This window comes from Myxococcus sp. CA033, from assembly GCF_013336625.1.
Classification (GTDB): domain Bacteria; phylum Myxococcota; class Myxococcia; order Myxococcales; family Myxococcaceae; genus Myxococcus; species Myxococcus llanfairpwllgwyngyllgogerychwyrndrobwllllantysiliogogogochensis.
In genome coordinates this window covers 327882-343656 of the sequence record NZ_JABUMU010000008.1, presented here as the reverse complement: position 1 = coordinate 343656, position 15775 = coordinate 327882, and the positions used below count along the sequence as shown (strand labels likewise).

Below are 15775 nucleotides of genomic sequence, written 5' to 3'. Positions count from 1 at the left end.
ATCCGGCCGCCGCTGACGGCGCAGTCCACGTCGAGCAGGTGCGCGCGCAGCCCTTCTGGTGCGTGCGTGGGCCCCGCCGAGCCCTCCGACAAGCGCAGCGGCGCCGTGGCGGGCAGCACATTGTCGAACTGCCCCAGATAGTTGAACCCCACCTCCGGCACGGGCAAGGCGCTCAGTCGCTCGCGCAGCGCCCGGTCCGGCGACAGGTAGCGCAGCACACCGAACCCCACGCCCTTCGACGGAGTGCGCCGCACGGCCTCCTTCGCCGCTCGCACCCACGCCCCGGGCCCATCCCCCATTGACTCCACCAGCACCGGATACAGGCTGGTGAACCAGCCCACCGTGCGCGAGAGGTCCACCTCTCCGAAGAGGTTCTCGCGCCCGTGCCCCTCCATCTCCACCCGCACGCACGATGCCCCCGTCCAGCGACGCAGCACGTGCGCGAGCGCGGCCAGCAACAGCTCATCCGGCTTCGCGCGGAACGCCTTCGCCACGTCCTGGAGCAACACCTGCGTCTCCCCAGGCTCCAGCGTCACCTCCACCAGGCGCGAAGCACCCTCCGTGTTGGCGGCGCCTCCCTCCACCTCACGGGGAAGCGAGCCCACCCGCTCCCAGGGGAGCCCGAGCCAGAAGGTCGCCTCCTCCCTCGCGGACGGCGTGCGCGCATGCTCCACCAGGCGCGAGGCCCAGGACTGATAGGACAGCGTCTTGGCGGGAAGTCGCACGGGCTCGTCCGCGCGAAGCCGCTGGTAGGCAGACAGCAGATCCTCCAGCAGCACCCGCCACGAGACGGCATCCACTGCCAGGTGGTGGATGACGAGCAACAACTCCTGCGGCACCTCCGGCCCCAGGTCGAAGAGCACCGCTCGCGCGACGTCTCCCGTGGAGGGCTTCAAGCGCTCCTGGACCCGCGCCGAGTACGCCTCCACCCCTGCACTCCGAGCCCCCGGCGCGCACCGAGAGAAGTCCACCGTCTCCAGCGGCAGGGTTCCTTCCAACCCCATCAGCTCTTGATGCCAGCCGCCCTGCCCGTCCCTCGTGAAGCGCAGGCGCAGGGCGTCGTGGTGCTCGCGCACGAGTTGGAGGGCTCGGTCCAGATGCGCGGCCACCATCCGCTCGCGCAGCGTGAAGCGCAGGGCTTGATTGAAGTGGTGCGCCCCCGACAGCTCGCGCGCGAGGAACCAGCGCTGGATGGGCGTCAACTCCACCGGACCCGTCACGGGCCCCTGGGCGATGACTTCCCTGGGTGCCTCGGACACCACCGCGGCCAGCCGCGCCACCGTCGGATGGTCGAAGAGCTGCTTCGCGCTCAGGTGCAACCCCGCCTGCGCAGCGCGAGAGATGACCTGGATGCCGAGGATGGAGTCGCCCCCCAGTTCGAAGAAGTCCTCGTGCACGCTGACCTGGGGACGCCCCAGCACCTGGGCCCAGATGCTCGCGAGGGCTTCCTCCTTCGCGTCACGTGGTGCGATCTCGGCGGTCCGCTCCACCACCGTGAGCTCCGGTGCCGGCAGGGCTCGCCGCTCCACCTTCCCGTTGTCCGACAGCGGGAACGCCTCCAGCACGACGAAGGCCGCGGGCACCATGTACTCGGGCAGCCGCTCCGCCAGGAACTCGCGCAGCGCGGAGGATTCCGGTCGCTGTGCGCCGGAGGGCACCACATACGCCACGAGCCTCGCGCCGGAGGGCACGTCCTCGCGCACCACCGCCACCGCGTCGCCCACCGAGGGGTGTGTCCGCAGCACGGACTCGACCTCGCCCAGCTCGATGCGATAGCCGCGCACCTTCACCTGGAAGTCCGCGCGGCCCAGGTACTCCAGGCGTCCATCCGCGCGCCAGCGCACGCGGTCTCCCGTGCGATACAGCCGCGCCCCCGGCTCCGTACCGAAGGCATCCGGGATGAAGCGCTCCGCCGTCAACTCCGGCCGCCGCCAGTAGCCTCTCGCCACGCCGGCGCCACCGATGAACAGCTCTCCCACCACGCCCACCGGCACCGGGCCCAGGCTCGCATCCAGGACATAAAGGCGCGTGTTCGCGATGGGCCGACCGATGGCCACCGGACCACTCACCGGGTCCGCCGCGCTCACCGTGTACACGCAGCAGCCCACCACCGTCTCCGTGGGGCCGTACTCGTTGATGAGGCGCGTGTCGGGCGCGTGCTCGCGCCAGAAGGCGATGCCCTCGGCCGTCAGCGCCTCACCGCCAATGACGAAGGCCCGCGTGCGTCCCGCGGCTTCCTCGGGACGAAGCTGCGCGGCCAGCATGCGCAGGTGGGTGGGCGTCAGCTTCACGAGACTGAAGTGGTTGCCCGCGCGCAGGGCTTCGCCCAGTCCCTCGATGCCCACGTCTTCCGGGACCAGCACCACCGGCCGCCCCGCGACCAGTGGCGCCACCAGGCTCGTCACCGTCAAATCAAACGACAGCGGCGAGTGCACGGGCGAGCCGCTGCCCTCCGCGAGCCCATAGGCCCGCTGCGCCCAGGTCAGGTAGTTCACCACGCCCCGGTGCTCGACCATCACCCCCTTGGGTCGCCCCGTGCTTCCAGACGTGTAGATGAGGTACGCGAGGTCTCCGGCTCCGGCCAGTGGCTCTGGCGGCGTCATGGGCTCGCGACCCGCGGTGCGCGCCCAGTCCGTGTCCAGGCAGAGGAGGAACTGCGAGGTCGCCGGCAGCGCGTCCGCGAGCACCTCCTCGGTGAGCACCACCGGCACACCGGTGTCTTCCAGGAGGAAGGACACCCGTGTCGACGGCCAGGCCGGGTCGATGGGCACATACGCGCCCCCGGCCTTCAAGACGGCCCACAGCGCCACGACCATGTCTGGAGAGCGACGGAAGCACAGGCCCACCAGCGTTCCTCGCCGGACGCCCAGGCCGCGCAGGTGGTGCGCGAGCTGATTCGCCCGCGCGTCCAGCTCGCGGTAGCTCCAACGCACATCTCCCATCGACACGGCCAGCGCGTCCGGGGTGCGAGCCACCGCCTCCTCGAAGAGGCCATGCACGGTGGCCTGCTCCGGGAAGTCCGCGCGTGTGTCGTTCCAGGTCGCCAGGAGTTGGTGCCGCTCCGCGCCGGACAACAGGGACAGCTCCCCCAGTCGCCCATCCGGCCGCGCCGCGATGGCCTCCAGCACGAGGATCATCCGCTCCAGTCGCGCATCCGCGAACGCCTGCGTGAAGCGGGTCTGGTCGTAGCGTAGGAGCAGCGGAAGTTTCGCGCCCGAGGTGGAGATCAACGTGAGGCCGAAGTGGTCCGCCTCCCGGGCCCGTACGTCGCGCACCTCCAGCGCCCGCGCGGAGGACGTGAGCGCGGCATCCAGTGGGTAGTTCTCGAAGACGACCAGCGTGTCGAAGAGCGAGGTGCCCGCGGGGACGTTGCTCCAGCGCTGCACCTTCACCAGGGGCGCATGCTCGTGCTGGCGCGCCTCCACCTGCGTGTCCTGGATGCGACGCAGCCACGTCGACCAGGTCAGGTCCTGGGACCAGCGCACTCGCACGGGCTGGGTGTTGATGAACAAACCGACCATGTCCTCCACGCCCGCGAGGTCCGGAGGACGACCGGAGACCGTGGTGCCGAAGACGACGTCCTCGGCGCCCGAGAGCTGTCCCAGCACCAGCGCCCACGCGCCCTGCACCAGGGTGCTCAGCGTGAGCCCGTGTCGACGCGCGAAGGTGTTGAGCGCCGCGGTGGTGGACTCCGACAGATGGCGGGTGCGCGTGATTCGCCCCGTGCCCTCCCCCGCCCCCTCGCCCGTCGGCGTGGGTTCATCGACCCCGGCCAGTTCGCGGCGCCAGAAGTCCTCCGAGTCCTTCAGGTCATGCTCGGCCAGCCACCCCAGGTAGTCGCTGAACGGACGAGGCGAGACGAGCCTCGGAGACCGCCCCGCGAGCGAGCCTTCGTACAGCGTGAAGAAGTCCCGCACCACCAGCGGCACGGACCAGCCATCCAGCACCAGGTGAGAGTGACTGAAGACGAAGCGGTACGCATCGGCGGCGCTTCGCAGCAGCGTCAGCCGGATCAACGGCGCGCGCGACAGGTCGAACCCCTCACGCCGGTCCTGCTCCAGGAAGGTCGACAGTCGGGCCTCGAAGGCGTCCGCCGACAGGTCGCGCCAGTCCTCGACGCGCACGGGCAACTCCACCTCTCGCAGCACCACCTGCACCGGCTCGTCCACGTCGTCCCAGACGAGCGCCGTGCGCAGCGCGGGATGCGCCGCCACCGCGCCCCGCCAGGCCTGGATGAAGGCGTCCACGTCCAGCTGTCCCCGCAATTCACAGACGAGCTGGTTGAAGTAGAGCCCCTCTCCTGGCTCCGCGATGGCGTGGAAGAGCATGCCGCCCTGCAGAGGCGACAGCGGGTACAGGTCCTCGATGTTGTCGCTCATCGCGTCTTCTTTCCGAACCGCGCCGCCAGTTTGTCGAGCTGCGACTGCTTCACCTTCGCGAGCGGGAAGTCCGACGGAGAATGTCCCCCCGCGTCGGGCGCTCGCGAGGCGGCCACCAGCGCCAACAGTCTCGCCACGAAGTCCTCCGCCACACCCACCACCGTCTCTCGCCGGTGCACCGCCTCGCTGAAGGTCCACGTCACCTCCAGCCGGCCCTCGCGCACCACGCTCGTCACATCCAGCAGGTACGGCCGCCGCGAGCTGTCCGCGCGCTGCCTCAGCCCGTCGCTCTCCGGGGCCAGTCCGAAGGGGCCTCCCGTACCGACGATGCCGTCCACCTGTCCCAGATGGTTGAAGCCAAGCTCCGCGACAGGGAGCGCCGCCAACGAAGCGTCCTTCGCCACGTAGCGCAGCAGCCCCCAGCCCATGCCTTGCGACGGGACCGCGCGCAGCGACTCCTTCACGACGCGCAAGGCCTCGCCGGGCCCCTGCACGTCGCGGAGGTCCAGGAGCGCCGGGAAGACACGCGTGAACCACCCCACCGTGCGGGAGACATCCGCGCCCGGCAGCACCTCTTCACGGCCGTGCCCTTCCACGTCCACCAGCGCGACGCTCCGTCCCGTCCAGGCCGTCAGGGCCTGCGCCAATGCGGTGAGCAAGGGGTCCTGCGGCTGCGTGTGCCAGGCCTTCGGCACGTCGTGCAGCAGCGCCTTCGTCTGCTCCGCATCCAGCGACACCTGTACCCGGCGAGCCGTGGCCTCGGTGTTGATGCCCTCCGGGAAGTCCCTCGGCAGCCGCGCGGCTTCGGACCAGGGCCGCTCCAGCCACCACGCGCGCTCCGCGAGCAGCTTCTCCGAACGCGCCAGTGCCTCCAGTCCTCGAGCCCAGACCTGGAAGGAGGTCGTCTTCGGTGGCAGTCGCACCGCGCCGCCCTCGGCGAGCTCCGCGTAGGCCGTCGCCAGGTCTTCCAGGAGGATTCGCCAGGACACCGCATCCACCGCCAGGTGGTGGAGCGCCAGCATCAGCAGCGTCGGGCGTCCGGGACCTCGCTCCAGCAACACACCCCGGATGAGCGACGCCTCCAGGCGCAGGGACTGTTGAAGCTCCAGGGCGCACCGCTCCAGCGCGGGCCCCATCGCCTCCGGCGGCACGGTCGACAGGTCCACGCGCGCCACCTCCACCGACACGCCCGGAGCCACGGACGTCTGATGCCAGCCGTCCTCCTTCCTGGCGAAACGCAACCGCAGGGCGTCATGGTGTTCGACGACCCGCGCCAGCGCGCGCTCCAGCAGCGGCGCGTCGAGCGCGGCCCGCGCCTCGAACATCAGCGACATGTTCCAGTGGTGCGGCTCCTCCAGCCCCAGCTCGAAGAACCAGTGCTGGATGGGCGTGAGCGCCACCGGGCCCACCACGGGTCCCTGCTCGGCCTGCACCGCGAGCCGTGTTCCCGCCACCGTCGCGAGCCTCGCCACGGTGGGGTTCTGGAAGAGCTGCTTCGGAGACAGCTCCAGACCCGCCGCCCGCGCACGGGTGACAATCTGCAAGCCGAGGATGGAGTCGCCGCCCAGCTCGAAGAAGTCGTCGTGGATGCCCACGCGCTCCACGTTGAGGACCTGCCGCCACAGCTCCGCGAGGCGCGCCTCCACCTCCGTACGAGGCACCGCGTCCTCCGCGCTCGAGGACTTCGACGGCTGGGCCTCCGGTGCCGGCAACGCGCGCGCGTCCACCTTGCCGTGACGCGTGCGCGGCAGCGCGGCCAGCGTGACGAAGGCGGACGGCACCATGTAGGGCGGCAGGCGGGAGAGCAGCCACGACTTCAGCGCGCCCGAGGTCAGCGCCTCGACCTCTCCCGGATTCCGCGCCACGACATAGGCGACGAGCCGCCGAGGCCCACTCCCCTCCGCCCTCGCCACCACCGTCGCCTCCCGCACCTCGGGATTCGCGAGCAGCGCGGCCTCCACTTCACCCGGCTCGATGCGGAAGCCTCGCACCTTCACCTGCGCATCCGCGCGGCCCAGGAACTCCAAGCTCCCATCGCGGCGCCAGCGGGCCATGTCTCCCGTCCGGTACATGCGCGCGCCCGGTCGCGTGTCGAAGGGGTCCAACACGAAGCGCTCGGCGGTGAGCCCGGGCTGGCCCAGGTACCCTCGCGCCACGCCGGAGCCACCCACGTGGAGCTCGCCCGGTGCGCCAGGCAGCGCCAGCCCACCTCGGGCATCCAGCAGGTACACCTGGGCGCCCGGCACGGCCCGACCAATGGGCACATGTCCCTGCTCGTCCCGCCGGACACGATGCACCGTGCTCCAGATGGTTGCCTCCGTCGGACCGTACTCGTTGAACAATGGCACCGAGGGCAGGGCCTCGTGATGCGCGCGCGCCAGTTCGAGCGTGCAGGCCTCTCCGCCCACGCTCACCGCGCGCAGGCCCACCAATCCTCCCGCTGGCGCCGCCGCGAGCACCTCCGCGTAGAGAGCCGGCACGGAGATGAGGTGCGTCACGCGAGCCCTGGCCACCAGCTCCGCCAGCTTCCTCGGGTCCTCGCGGTCCTCCACGTCCGGGTAGCGCAGCGTGCCACCCTCGAAGAGCGACCAGAGCAACCCCGCCAGCGAGGCATCGAAGGTGAACGGCGCCAGGGACAACACGACTCCGGGGGCGCCATAAACCTGCTGTCGTGCCCGCGTCGCCGAGACGAGCTGGCGGTGCTCCAGCACCACCCCCCTCGGCTTGCCGGTGGAGCCCGAGGTGTAGACGATGCATGCGGCCTGGTGCGGCTGGGGCTCCGAGGGCAGCGCGCTTGCACCCGTCGGGAGGGACTCCAGGGTCACCACCGCCATGCCCTCTCGCGAAGGCACACGCGCCAGCCATGCGCCGGACGTCACCACCGCGTGCGCCTGGGTATCCTCGATGATTCCGGACAGCCGCTCGGAGGGATGCTCCAGGTCGAGCACCACCACGGCCGCGCCCGCACGCAGGATGCCGAGGAGGCCCGCAACCACGTCGGCCGGTTGCGCGAGCGCGAGCGCGACGATGTTCCCCGAGCCCGCGCCCACCGCCTTCAGCGCACCAGCGAGGCGCGCGGACAGCGCATCGAGTTCGCGGTAGGTGAGTCGGCGGGTGCCGTCGTCCACCGCCACGACGTCGGGGTCGGAGGAGGCGCGCGCCGCGAAGCACGCGGTCACCGTCTCGCCCGCCGTCGACTCGCGCGAGGGCGCAGTGGCCCATTCAGTCAGGAGCTGGTGACGCTCATCCTCGGACAGCACGGAGAGCTGGGACAGGCGTCGCTCCGGATGCGCGGCCAGTTGCTCCAGCAGTCGCAGCAGGTGCCCCGAGAGTCGGTGGATGGTGTCCGCGTCGAAGAGGTCGGTGTTGTAGTCGATGCCTCCGGACAGCCCCTCCTTCGACTCCACCAACTCCAGCATGAGGTCCAGCTTCGTGGCCCCCGTGTGGACGGCCTGGCTGCTCAAGCGCAGACCGGCCATGGTCAGCTCGATGGGCGGCGTGTTGTGCAGCACGAGCATCGTCTGGAAGATGGGCGTGTGACTCAGGTCGCGAGCCACATGGAGCGCGTCCACCAGCTTCTCGAACGGCACTTCCTGGTGGGCGAAGGCCCCCAGCGAGGCTCGGCGCACGCGGCCCAGCAACTCCGTGAAGGTGGGGTCGCCGGACAGGTCCGCGCGCAGCACGATGGAGTTGATGAAGCAGCCGATGAGCGGCTCGATTTCGGGTCGGTTGCGTCCAGCGACGGGAGTGCCCACCGCGAAGTCATGCTGCCCGGTGTACGCGTGGAGGAGCGTCTGCCACGCGGTCATCAACACCATGAACGGCGTGGCGCCTTCTCGCCGACCCAGTGACACCAGCGCGTCCGTGAGAGACCGGGAGAGGGAGAGGGGCAGTCTTGCGCCCGGATAGGTCTGCACCGGAGGCCGGGGACGGTCCGTGGGCAGCCGGAGCACGGGGACGTCCGCCAGCACTTCGCTCCACCAGGCCTGCTCGGCCGCCAGCTCCGGGCCTCGCATCCATTCGAGCTGCCAGGCCGCGTAGTCCGCGTACTGCACCGTGATGGGTGGGAGTGGAGACGGCTGGCCCGCGAGGAAGGCGGCATAGAGGCTCGCCAGCTCAGGGAACATCACGCCCAGGGACCAGCCATCCGAGACGATGTGGTGCATGACGATCAGCAGCACATCCTCGTTCTCGCGGACGCGCAGGAGTGAAGCCCGCAGCAGCGGCCCCGTCTCCAGGTCGAAGGGCTTGCGCGCCTCGTCCCGCGCCCAGCCGTCCACTCCCCGGGCGTCCCCTGCATCCATCGTGAAGACCCGCAGGGGCACTTCGAGCGCCGCGGAGATGTGCTGCACTCCGCCCGCGTCGGACATCGAGAACGTCGTCCGGAGGACCTCGTGGCGACGCACCACCTCGTTGATCGCGCGCTCCAGCGCGGCCACGTCGAGCGTGCCGGTCAGCGCGAGCATCACCGCGTTGTTGTTGGCCACATTCCCCGGCTCCAGCCGGTCCATGTACCAGAGCCGTTGCTGCGAGAACGAGAGCGGCAGCGGGCGCTCGCGGGAGACGTGCGGAATGGGCGGAGGGCCCTCGCGCCGAGCGGCGCCGCTCGACTGCGCCACGACCCGGGGCGGGGTCGGACGACGTGACGACACGGGCAGCGGAGGCAGCAACTCCAACGAGCCATCCAGGTGGCGGCGCGCCCTGCGCCCCATCGCGAGGCGAGGCCCCGCGCCGCCGTCCGGAAGCAGCCGGAGCGCGGCGGACGCCGGAGCATTCCAGAGGCCGCGTGGCGCATGTTCGCCCAGCACCGCCAGCTCGCCCACCACACCCGTGGGAACGGAGCGGCCTCGCGCATCCACCACGTCCCAGGACAGGGGCTCCTTCGACGAAGGTGAAGCAGACCCGGACCGCGTCCACGCCCCCAGGCCGAGCAGCGGGTCCCGGCGCGACACCTCGACCGGCAGCGCACGCGACAGCGCGTCCGCGACCTCTCCCTTCGCCTCCTCCAGCAAGACGCGCCGCACGGGACGCAGGACCTCGGCGGCGGAGGGCAGCTCCGACAGGGCCTTGGCGAGCGTCGCCGTGAGGTGCAGGTGCGTGGCGCCCGTCTGGCGCACCAGGGACAACAACGCCTCGGCGGCGCTCGGCCCTTCGTGGATCGTCACGGTGGGCACGGGCGACGCGGACAGCGGCGCATGTCGCCGCCGCAGCACATCCAACTGCTGGAGCGAGTCGAGCGTCGCCTCCACCTCCACGCCGAAGTCCACGAGGCAGGCCACTTCATCCACATCCAGGCGCTTCACGCGCTCGACCACCGGCCCGCACGTGTCCGGGGTTCCGAAGAGGCCCCCATCCTCCACGTAGCGCGTCAGCCCGTGCTCCAGCAGGGCATCCATGTCCCCCGGAGTCAGCGAGCGGAAGTCTCCCTTGAGGCCCAGGCTGGCCACGAAGGCCTGAAGGATGTCCACGGAGCTGCGGAAGTATTCGAGCAGCGGCTTGCGCACGCGGCGGCGGACCTCGGCCTCGTCCTCGCCCAGGAATGCGTGGAGCATGAGGCTCACGTGTCCCCGCCCTGGATGACCGTGTTGCCGCCAGGCCTCGCGATAGAGGGCCACCTTCGACGACAGGTCCTCCAGGTTCTGCCCCATCAAGTTCGTGAGGACGTACGCCCCCATTTCACCCGCCATGCGGAACGTGTCCGGGCTCCCCGCCGCCGTGAGCCAGAACGGAAGTTCCTTCTGGACGGGACGTGGACGGAGGAACACCTCCACCTCGTCACCCGCGCCGTTGCGCCGAAGCACCGAGCCGCCACGCCACAGCGTGCGCACCTCCTCGATGCCCTTGAACATGACCTCCTTGCGCCGCGCGTACCGGTCCGGCGCGAAGACGAAGTCATTCGCATGCCAGCCCGATGCGAACGACACACCCACGCGGCCGTTGGACAGGTTGTCCAGCACCGACCACTCCTCCGCGACGAGGATGGGGTCATGCAGCGGGAGCACCACGCTGCCCGCGCGAATCCCCAGCCGCTCCGTCACCGTGGCCACGCCCGCGCCGACGACAGCGGGGCGGGGGTAGAGCCCTCCGAAGGAATGAAAGTGCCGCTCGGGGGTCCACACCGCCGAGAAGCCCTGCGCGTCGGCGTACTTCGCCGCCTCCATCAGCAAGCGGTACTTGCGTCCCCCCAGCGAGTCCTCGTCGTTGGCGAAGAACGACAGGCTGAAGTCGGGCCCAGGCCGTGTGCCCGCTCCGCTCGAAGTGGCCAGCACGAGGCGGGCACGCTCCGACGGCAGCACCACGCGCAGGCCTCGCGTCAGCGCCCACAGCAACTCCAGTCCCGTCCCCGGCGCCCCCGCCTCTTCCGCCGACAGCCAGGTCCCCTCCTTCACCTCGGCATTCGAGTCGAGGCGCCGGAACAGCGCATCCACCGTGCGCACCGTGTGCATGGCACGCAGTCGCGCTCCCGTCGGTCCAACCAACGACTCCAGGCAGACCAGGGTCTCAGCCGAGGACTCCATTGAGCCTCGCGAGGCGGAGGCATCCAACGTAAGGCCTCCCTCCACCGCCAGCGTGGAGAGCGCGCGGACGGAGATGACCCGAGCCGGGTCCAACGGCACGCTCGTGTGCAACCGCTCGTGCGTCAGCAACAAGGGCGGTGGGCCACCAGCAGGCGCGAGGGCCGCGAGTTCCCTGAGCTGGGGGGTGGAGAGGAGCACGTAGCCGCCGCCCGCCTCCAGGACCGCCCAGAGCGCCACCACGCGCTCCACGGACGGTTCAAGACAGAGCGCGACCAGCACCTCGGGGCCCACGCCCTTCGCACGCAGCTCGGACGCAAGCCGGCGCGACTCCGCGCGCAGTGCGCGCCACGTGAAGTCACCTTGGCCCTCCGTCGACACAGCCACCGCATCCGGAGCCCGCGTGGCACGAGACTCCAGCAACGCGGAGACCGTGCTCGGCGGCGCCGACAAGTCAGCGGGCGAGACGCGCGCGAGCGCCTCCTGGCCCTCGGCCTCCAGACGCAGTCCGGACAGCGGTTGCCCCGGGTCCGCGAGCGCGGAGGTGAGCAATACCGTCCAGTGCGACAGCAGCCGGTCGATGGTCTCGGGCGCGAACCGCTCCACCGCGTAGTCGAGCGTGCCCGCGAAACCGCCAGCATCCTCACCCATCGACACGGACAACGGCGACAGCACCGCGCCGAACCGCGGCGGCCCCTCCTCGACTTCCACCAACTGCATCCGCAGATCCGGAGCATCCAGGACCGCATCGAACCGGGGATGCAGGACGAAGAGCGCATCGAACACGCGCTCGCGGCCCGGGTTCCGCGTGGGCTCCACCTCCCGGATGAGATGCTCGTAGGGGACGTCCGGCTGCGCGTACGCGTCCAGCGTGACATCGCGCACGCGCCCGAGCAGCTCACGGAACGTCGGGTCACCCGACAGGTCCGTGCGCAGGGGCACCGCATGCGCGACGTAGCCAATCAACGGCTCGAGCTCCGGACGATTCCGATTGCCAATGGGCGTGCCCACGATGATGTCGTCGCGGCCCGCCCATCGCGCCAGCAGCGCCTGCCAGGACGCGAGCAACACCATGAAGGCCGTGACGCCCTCTCGCCGCGCCAGGGCGTGGATGCCGCTCGTCAACGACGCCGAGAAGCCGACGCCGCGTCGGACTCCGCTGAGCGCGGGCCCCACGCCAGGCGGCAGGTCCACGGGCAGGTCCAGCGGCCCGGGCATGCCCGCCAACCGCTCACGCCACGTCGCCGCCTGCGCGGTGGAGGCCCCCGACTCCAGGAACTTCCGCTGCCAGGCCGCATAGTCGATGTACTGAATCGCCAGCTCCGGAAGCGGCGACGACTCCCCCCGCTTGAAGGCGCCGTACAGCGCGCCCAGCTCCGAGCTGAACACCACCAGGGACCACGTGTCGCAAACCACGTGATGGACCGAGATGACGAGCAGGTGCTCCCGCGCCGAGAGCTTCAACAGTCGCGCGCGAACCACCGGCCCGTGGGCGACGTCGAACGGCTGGGACATCTCCGCGAAGACCCGCCGTCGCCACTCCGCTTCGCGCGCCTCCTCCGCCATCTCATCGAGGGAGTCGATGACCAGGGGAACGCGCGCCTCCGAAGAGACTCGCTGCACCATCCGACCGTCCACGAGCGGATACGACGTGCGCAGGGCTTCGTGACGCCGGACCACCTCCTCCAGGCTTCGCCGCAGCACCGACACGTCGAGCACGCCCGTCAGGCGCAGGGCCACGGACATGTTCAGCGCGGGATTGCCTGGGAGCGCCTGCTCCAGCGCGCAGACCCGCTCCTGCACCACCGACAAAGGCAGCACCCCATCCCGAGGAACCCGCACGAGCGGCGGCAGGACACCGTCCTTCGCGGACAGTCCCTCGGTCCCCAGTCGCGTCTGGATTCGCGCGGCCAGGCCCGCCACGGTGGGCGCCTCGAACAAATCACTGAGCGGAAGCTGGACGGGGAAGGCTTCACGCAGCCGCGTGAGCATCTGTGCCGCCATCAGCGAGTTTCCACCCAGCTCCAGGAAGTCGTCGTGGATGCCAAAGTCCGAGCGCCCCAACCGCTCGCGCCAGATGCCGAGCACGCCCCGCTCCACATCTGTTCGCGGTCCCGCCTTGTCCGCGGGGACGTCCATCACCTCGGGTGACTCCGCGCCGCTGGTGTCGAGTGCGGGCGCAACGGTGGCGGCAGTCGTCGTCGCGAGCACCTTGGGAGCATCCAGCGCGAAGCGCCGACGCTGGAACGGATACGTGGGCAGCGACACCCTGTGGCGTTGCTCGTTCGCGTAGACCCGCTTCCAGTCGGGCTCGAGCCCGGACTCCCACAGCGCGCCCAGGGCCGCCATGAGCACGCCGTACTCCCCCACCTTCGAGTCGGCCCGAGGCAGCGAGGCCACCACTCGCCCTCCGTGTCCGCGCAGTCCCAGTCGCGCCAGCGCCGTGAGCGCCTGGTCCGGTCCCACCTCCAGGAAGAGCGTGAAGCCGCCCTCCTTCAGCGTCTCCAGTCCCTCCCCGAAGCGCACCGGGGCCCGCATCTGACGCGCCCAGTACGCGGGGTCCGTCGCCTCCTCCGGACGAATCCACGTCCCCGTGACGCTGGAGACATACGGCACCCGGGGCGCGGAGAGCCGCAGGCCCGCCACCACGCGCGACAGCTCCTCTCGCAGCGGCTCCACGGCCTCCGAATGGAAGGCGTGCCCGGCGGGCAGGCGCAGCACGCCGACGCCTCGAGCCACCAACTCCCGCTCCAGGGCCTCGACCTCCGCCGTCGGCCCCGACACCACACACCGCTCGGGCCCGTTCACCGCCGCCAGGGCGAGGGCTCCCGTCAGTAACGGACGCACCACCTCTTCGGCGCAGCCCACCGCCGTCATGCTTCCCGGGGGCAGCTTCGACATCAGCCGACCGCGCGCCACCACCAGCGTCAGCGCGTCCTCCAACGGCAGGACGCCCGCGAGGCAGGCCGCCGTGTACTCGCCAAAGCTGTGTCCCAGCAGCGCCCCCGGCTGGATGCCCCATGACTCCCAGAGCTTCGCCAGCGCGTACTCCACGCAGAACAGCGCGGGCAGCGCATGGCGTGGGTCTCCCAGCGCCGCGCGTGCCGCGGCCTCCGCGCCCGGGCCCGGCAGCAGCACGTCGCGCAGCACCTGCTCCAGCGCGGGCCCCAGTTCTCGCAGACAGGTGTCCACCGTTTCGCGGAAGAGCGGCTCCGCGCCGTACAGCTCGCGCCCCATCCCCAGCGACTGCGCGCCCTGCCCCGGAAACAGGAAGGCCACGCGCCGCTCGCGCGCCGCCGCGACATCCTCCAGCACGCGCCCGTTGCTGGGAGTCCGCAGGCGTGCGAGCAACTCGGCCCGGTCCCCGGCCACGACCGCGAGCCGATGCTCGAAGCCACCGCGCCCCACATTGCGCGTGAAGGCCACGTCCGCGAGCGACGTGTTCCCAGGGACCGTCTCCAGCCACTCCGCCAACTCACGCACCGACGCGGAGAGCGCCTGTGCGGTGCGCGCGGACAGGGTGATGAGCTGCGCGGGCCGAGCACTCGGGCCCGAGGCTTCCTTCTTCGGCGCCTCCTCCAGCACCGCATGCGCGTTGGTGCCACCGATGCCGAACGAACTCACGCCCGCGCGCCGGGGCACGTCTCCGCGCGGCCAGGCGCGCTTCTCCGCGACGACGGAGAACGGGCTGCTGGCGAAGTCGATCGCGGGGTTGGGCGACGTGAAGTGGAGCGTGGGAGGCACCACCTCCTCGGAGAGCACCAGGGCCGTCTTGATGAGCCCCACGAGTCCGGCCGCCGTATCGAGGTGGCCGATGTTCGTCTTCACGGAGCCCAGGGCGCAGAAGCCCTTGCGGTCCGTGTCCCTCCGGAAGGCGCGGGTCAGCGCCGCGACCTCGATGGGGTCTCCCAGCGCGGTGCCAGTGCCGTGCGCCTCGACGTAGCCGATGTCGTCCGCGGTCAGTCCCGCATAGGCGAGCGCCTCGCCGATGACATCCGCCTGCCCTTCCACGCTGGGCGCCGTGTAGCCCACCTTCAGGCCACCATCGTTGTTCAGCGCGGAGCCTCGGATGACCGCATGGATGTGGTCTCCATCCCGCAGCGCATCCGCCAGCGGCTTGAGCACCACCGCCGCGACGCCATTGCCCGGCACCGTGCCAGCCGCGCGCGCGTCGAAGGCACGGCAGTGGCCGTCGGGGGAGAGGATCATCCCCTCCTGGAAGAGATACCCCGTGCGCTGCGGCAAGGAGATACGCACCGCGCCCGCCAGCGCGATGTCGGACTGGCGCAGCAGCAGGCTTTGACAGGCCATGTGGACCGCGACCAGGCCCGTGGAACATGCCGTGTAGACGGCGAGGCTCTCGCCACGCAGCTTCAGCTTGAAGGAGGCCTTGGTGGCCAGGTTCTCGCCGGACGTGCCCATCACCTCGTACAGCGAGGCCGGGTCCAGTTGCCCCTGTCCCAACATGCCCAACGTGTGCAGCGACGGGGCCGCGCCCGCGTACAGGGAGATCTTCCCCGAGTAGCGAGTCGGGTCATAGGCCGCATCCTCGAGCGCGGCCCAGGCGCACTCCAGGAACACCCGCTGCTGCGGGTCCATCCACAACGCCTCGCGTGGGGGCACGTCGAAGAAGTCGGCGTCGAAGGTGTCCGCCCCCTCCATCACTCCGGCCACGGGCACGAAGTCCGGGTGTCTCCGCAGCGCTTCGGGCACCAGCGGCGAAGTCTCCAGCGCCTCCGGCGACAGGCGGGAGACCGACTCCACGCCGTCGAGCAGATTGCGCCAGAAGTCCCGCACATTCGCCGCGCCGGGGAACCGCCCGGACATGCCGATGATCGCGATGTCGTTGCCACTTCCGCCCGTCAGGTCCTGGTCCGCCAT

2 protein-coding genes (1 of these 2 running past the window's edge) are annotated in these 15775 nt (G+C 70.8%); both read right to left on the bottom strand.

Translation table 11 applies throughout. The annotated features are described in order from the left end of the window. Positions 1–4379, bottom strand: the start of a protein-coding gene (locus HUA78_RS22060; RefSeq protein WP_174477079.1) for a non-ribosomal peptide synthase/polyketide synthase. It extends 13777 nt beyond the left edge of the window; 4379 of the gene's 18156 nt are visible here — the first part of the coding sequence; its start codon is at positions 4377–4379; its stop codon lies off the left edge, out of view. Further along, positions 4376–15775, bottom strand: a complete 11400-nt coding sequence (locus HUA78_RS22055) for a non-ribosomal peptide synthetase/type I polyketide synthase (protein WP_174477078.1) — start codon at positions 15773–15775, stop codon at positions 4376–4378. Before HUA78_RS22055 ends, HUA78_RS22060 begins: the two co-directional genes overlap by 4 nt.

What these genes read in the sequence shown, in the direction of transcription:
- HUA78_RS22055 (WP_174477078.1), bottom strand. Translation starts at nt 15,775, where the DNA reads ATGGCGGACCAGGACCTGACGGGCGGAAGTGGCAACGACATCGCGATC.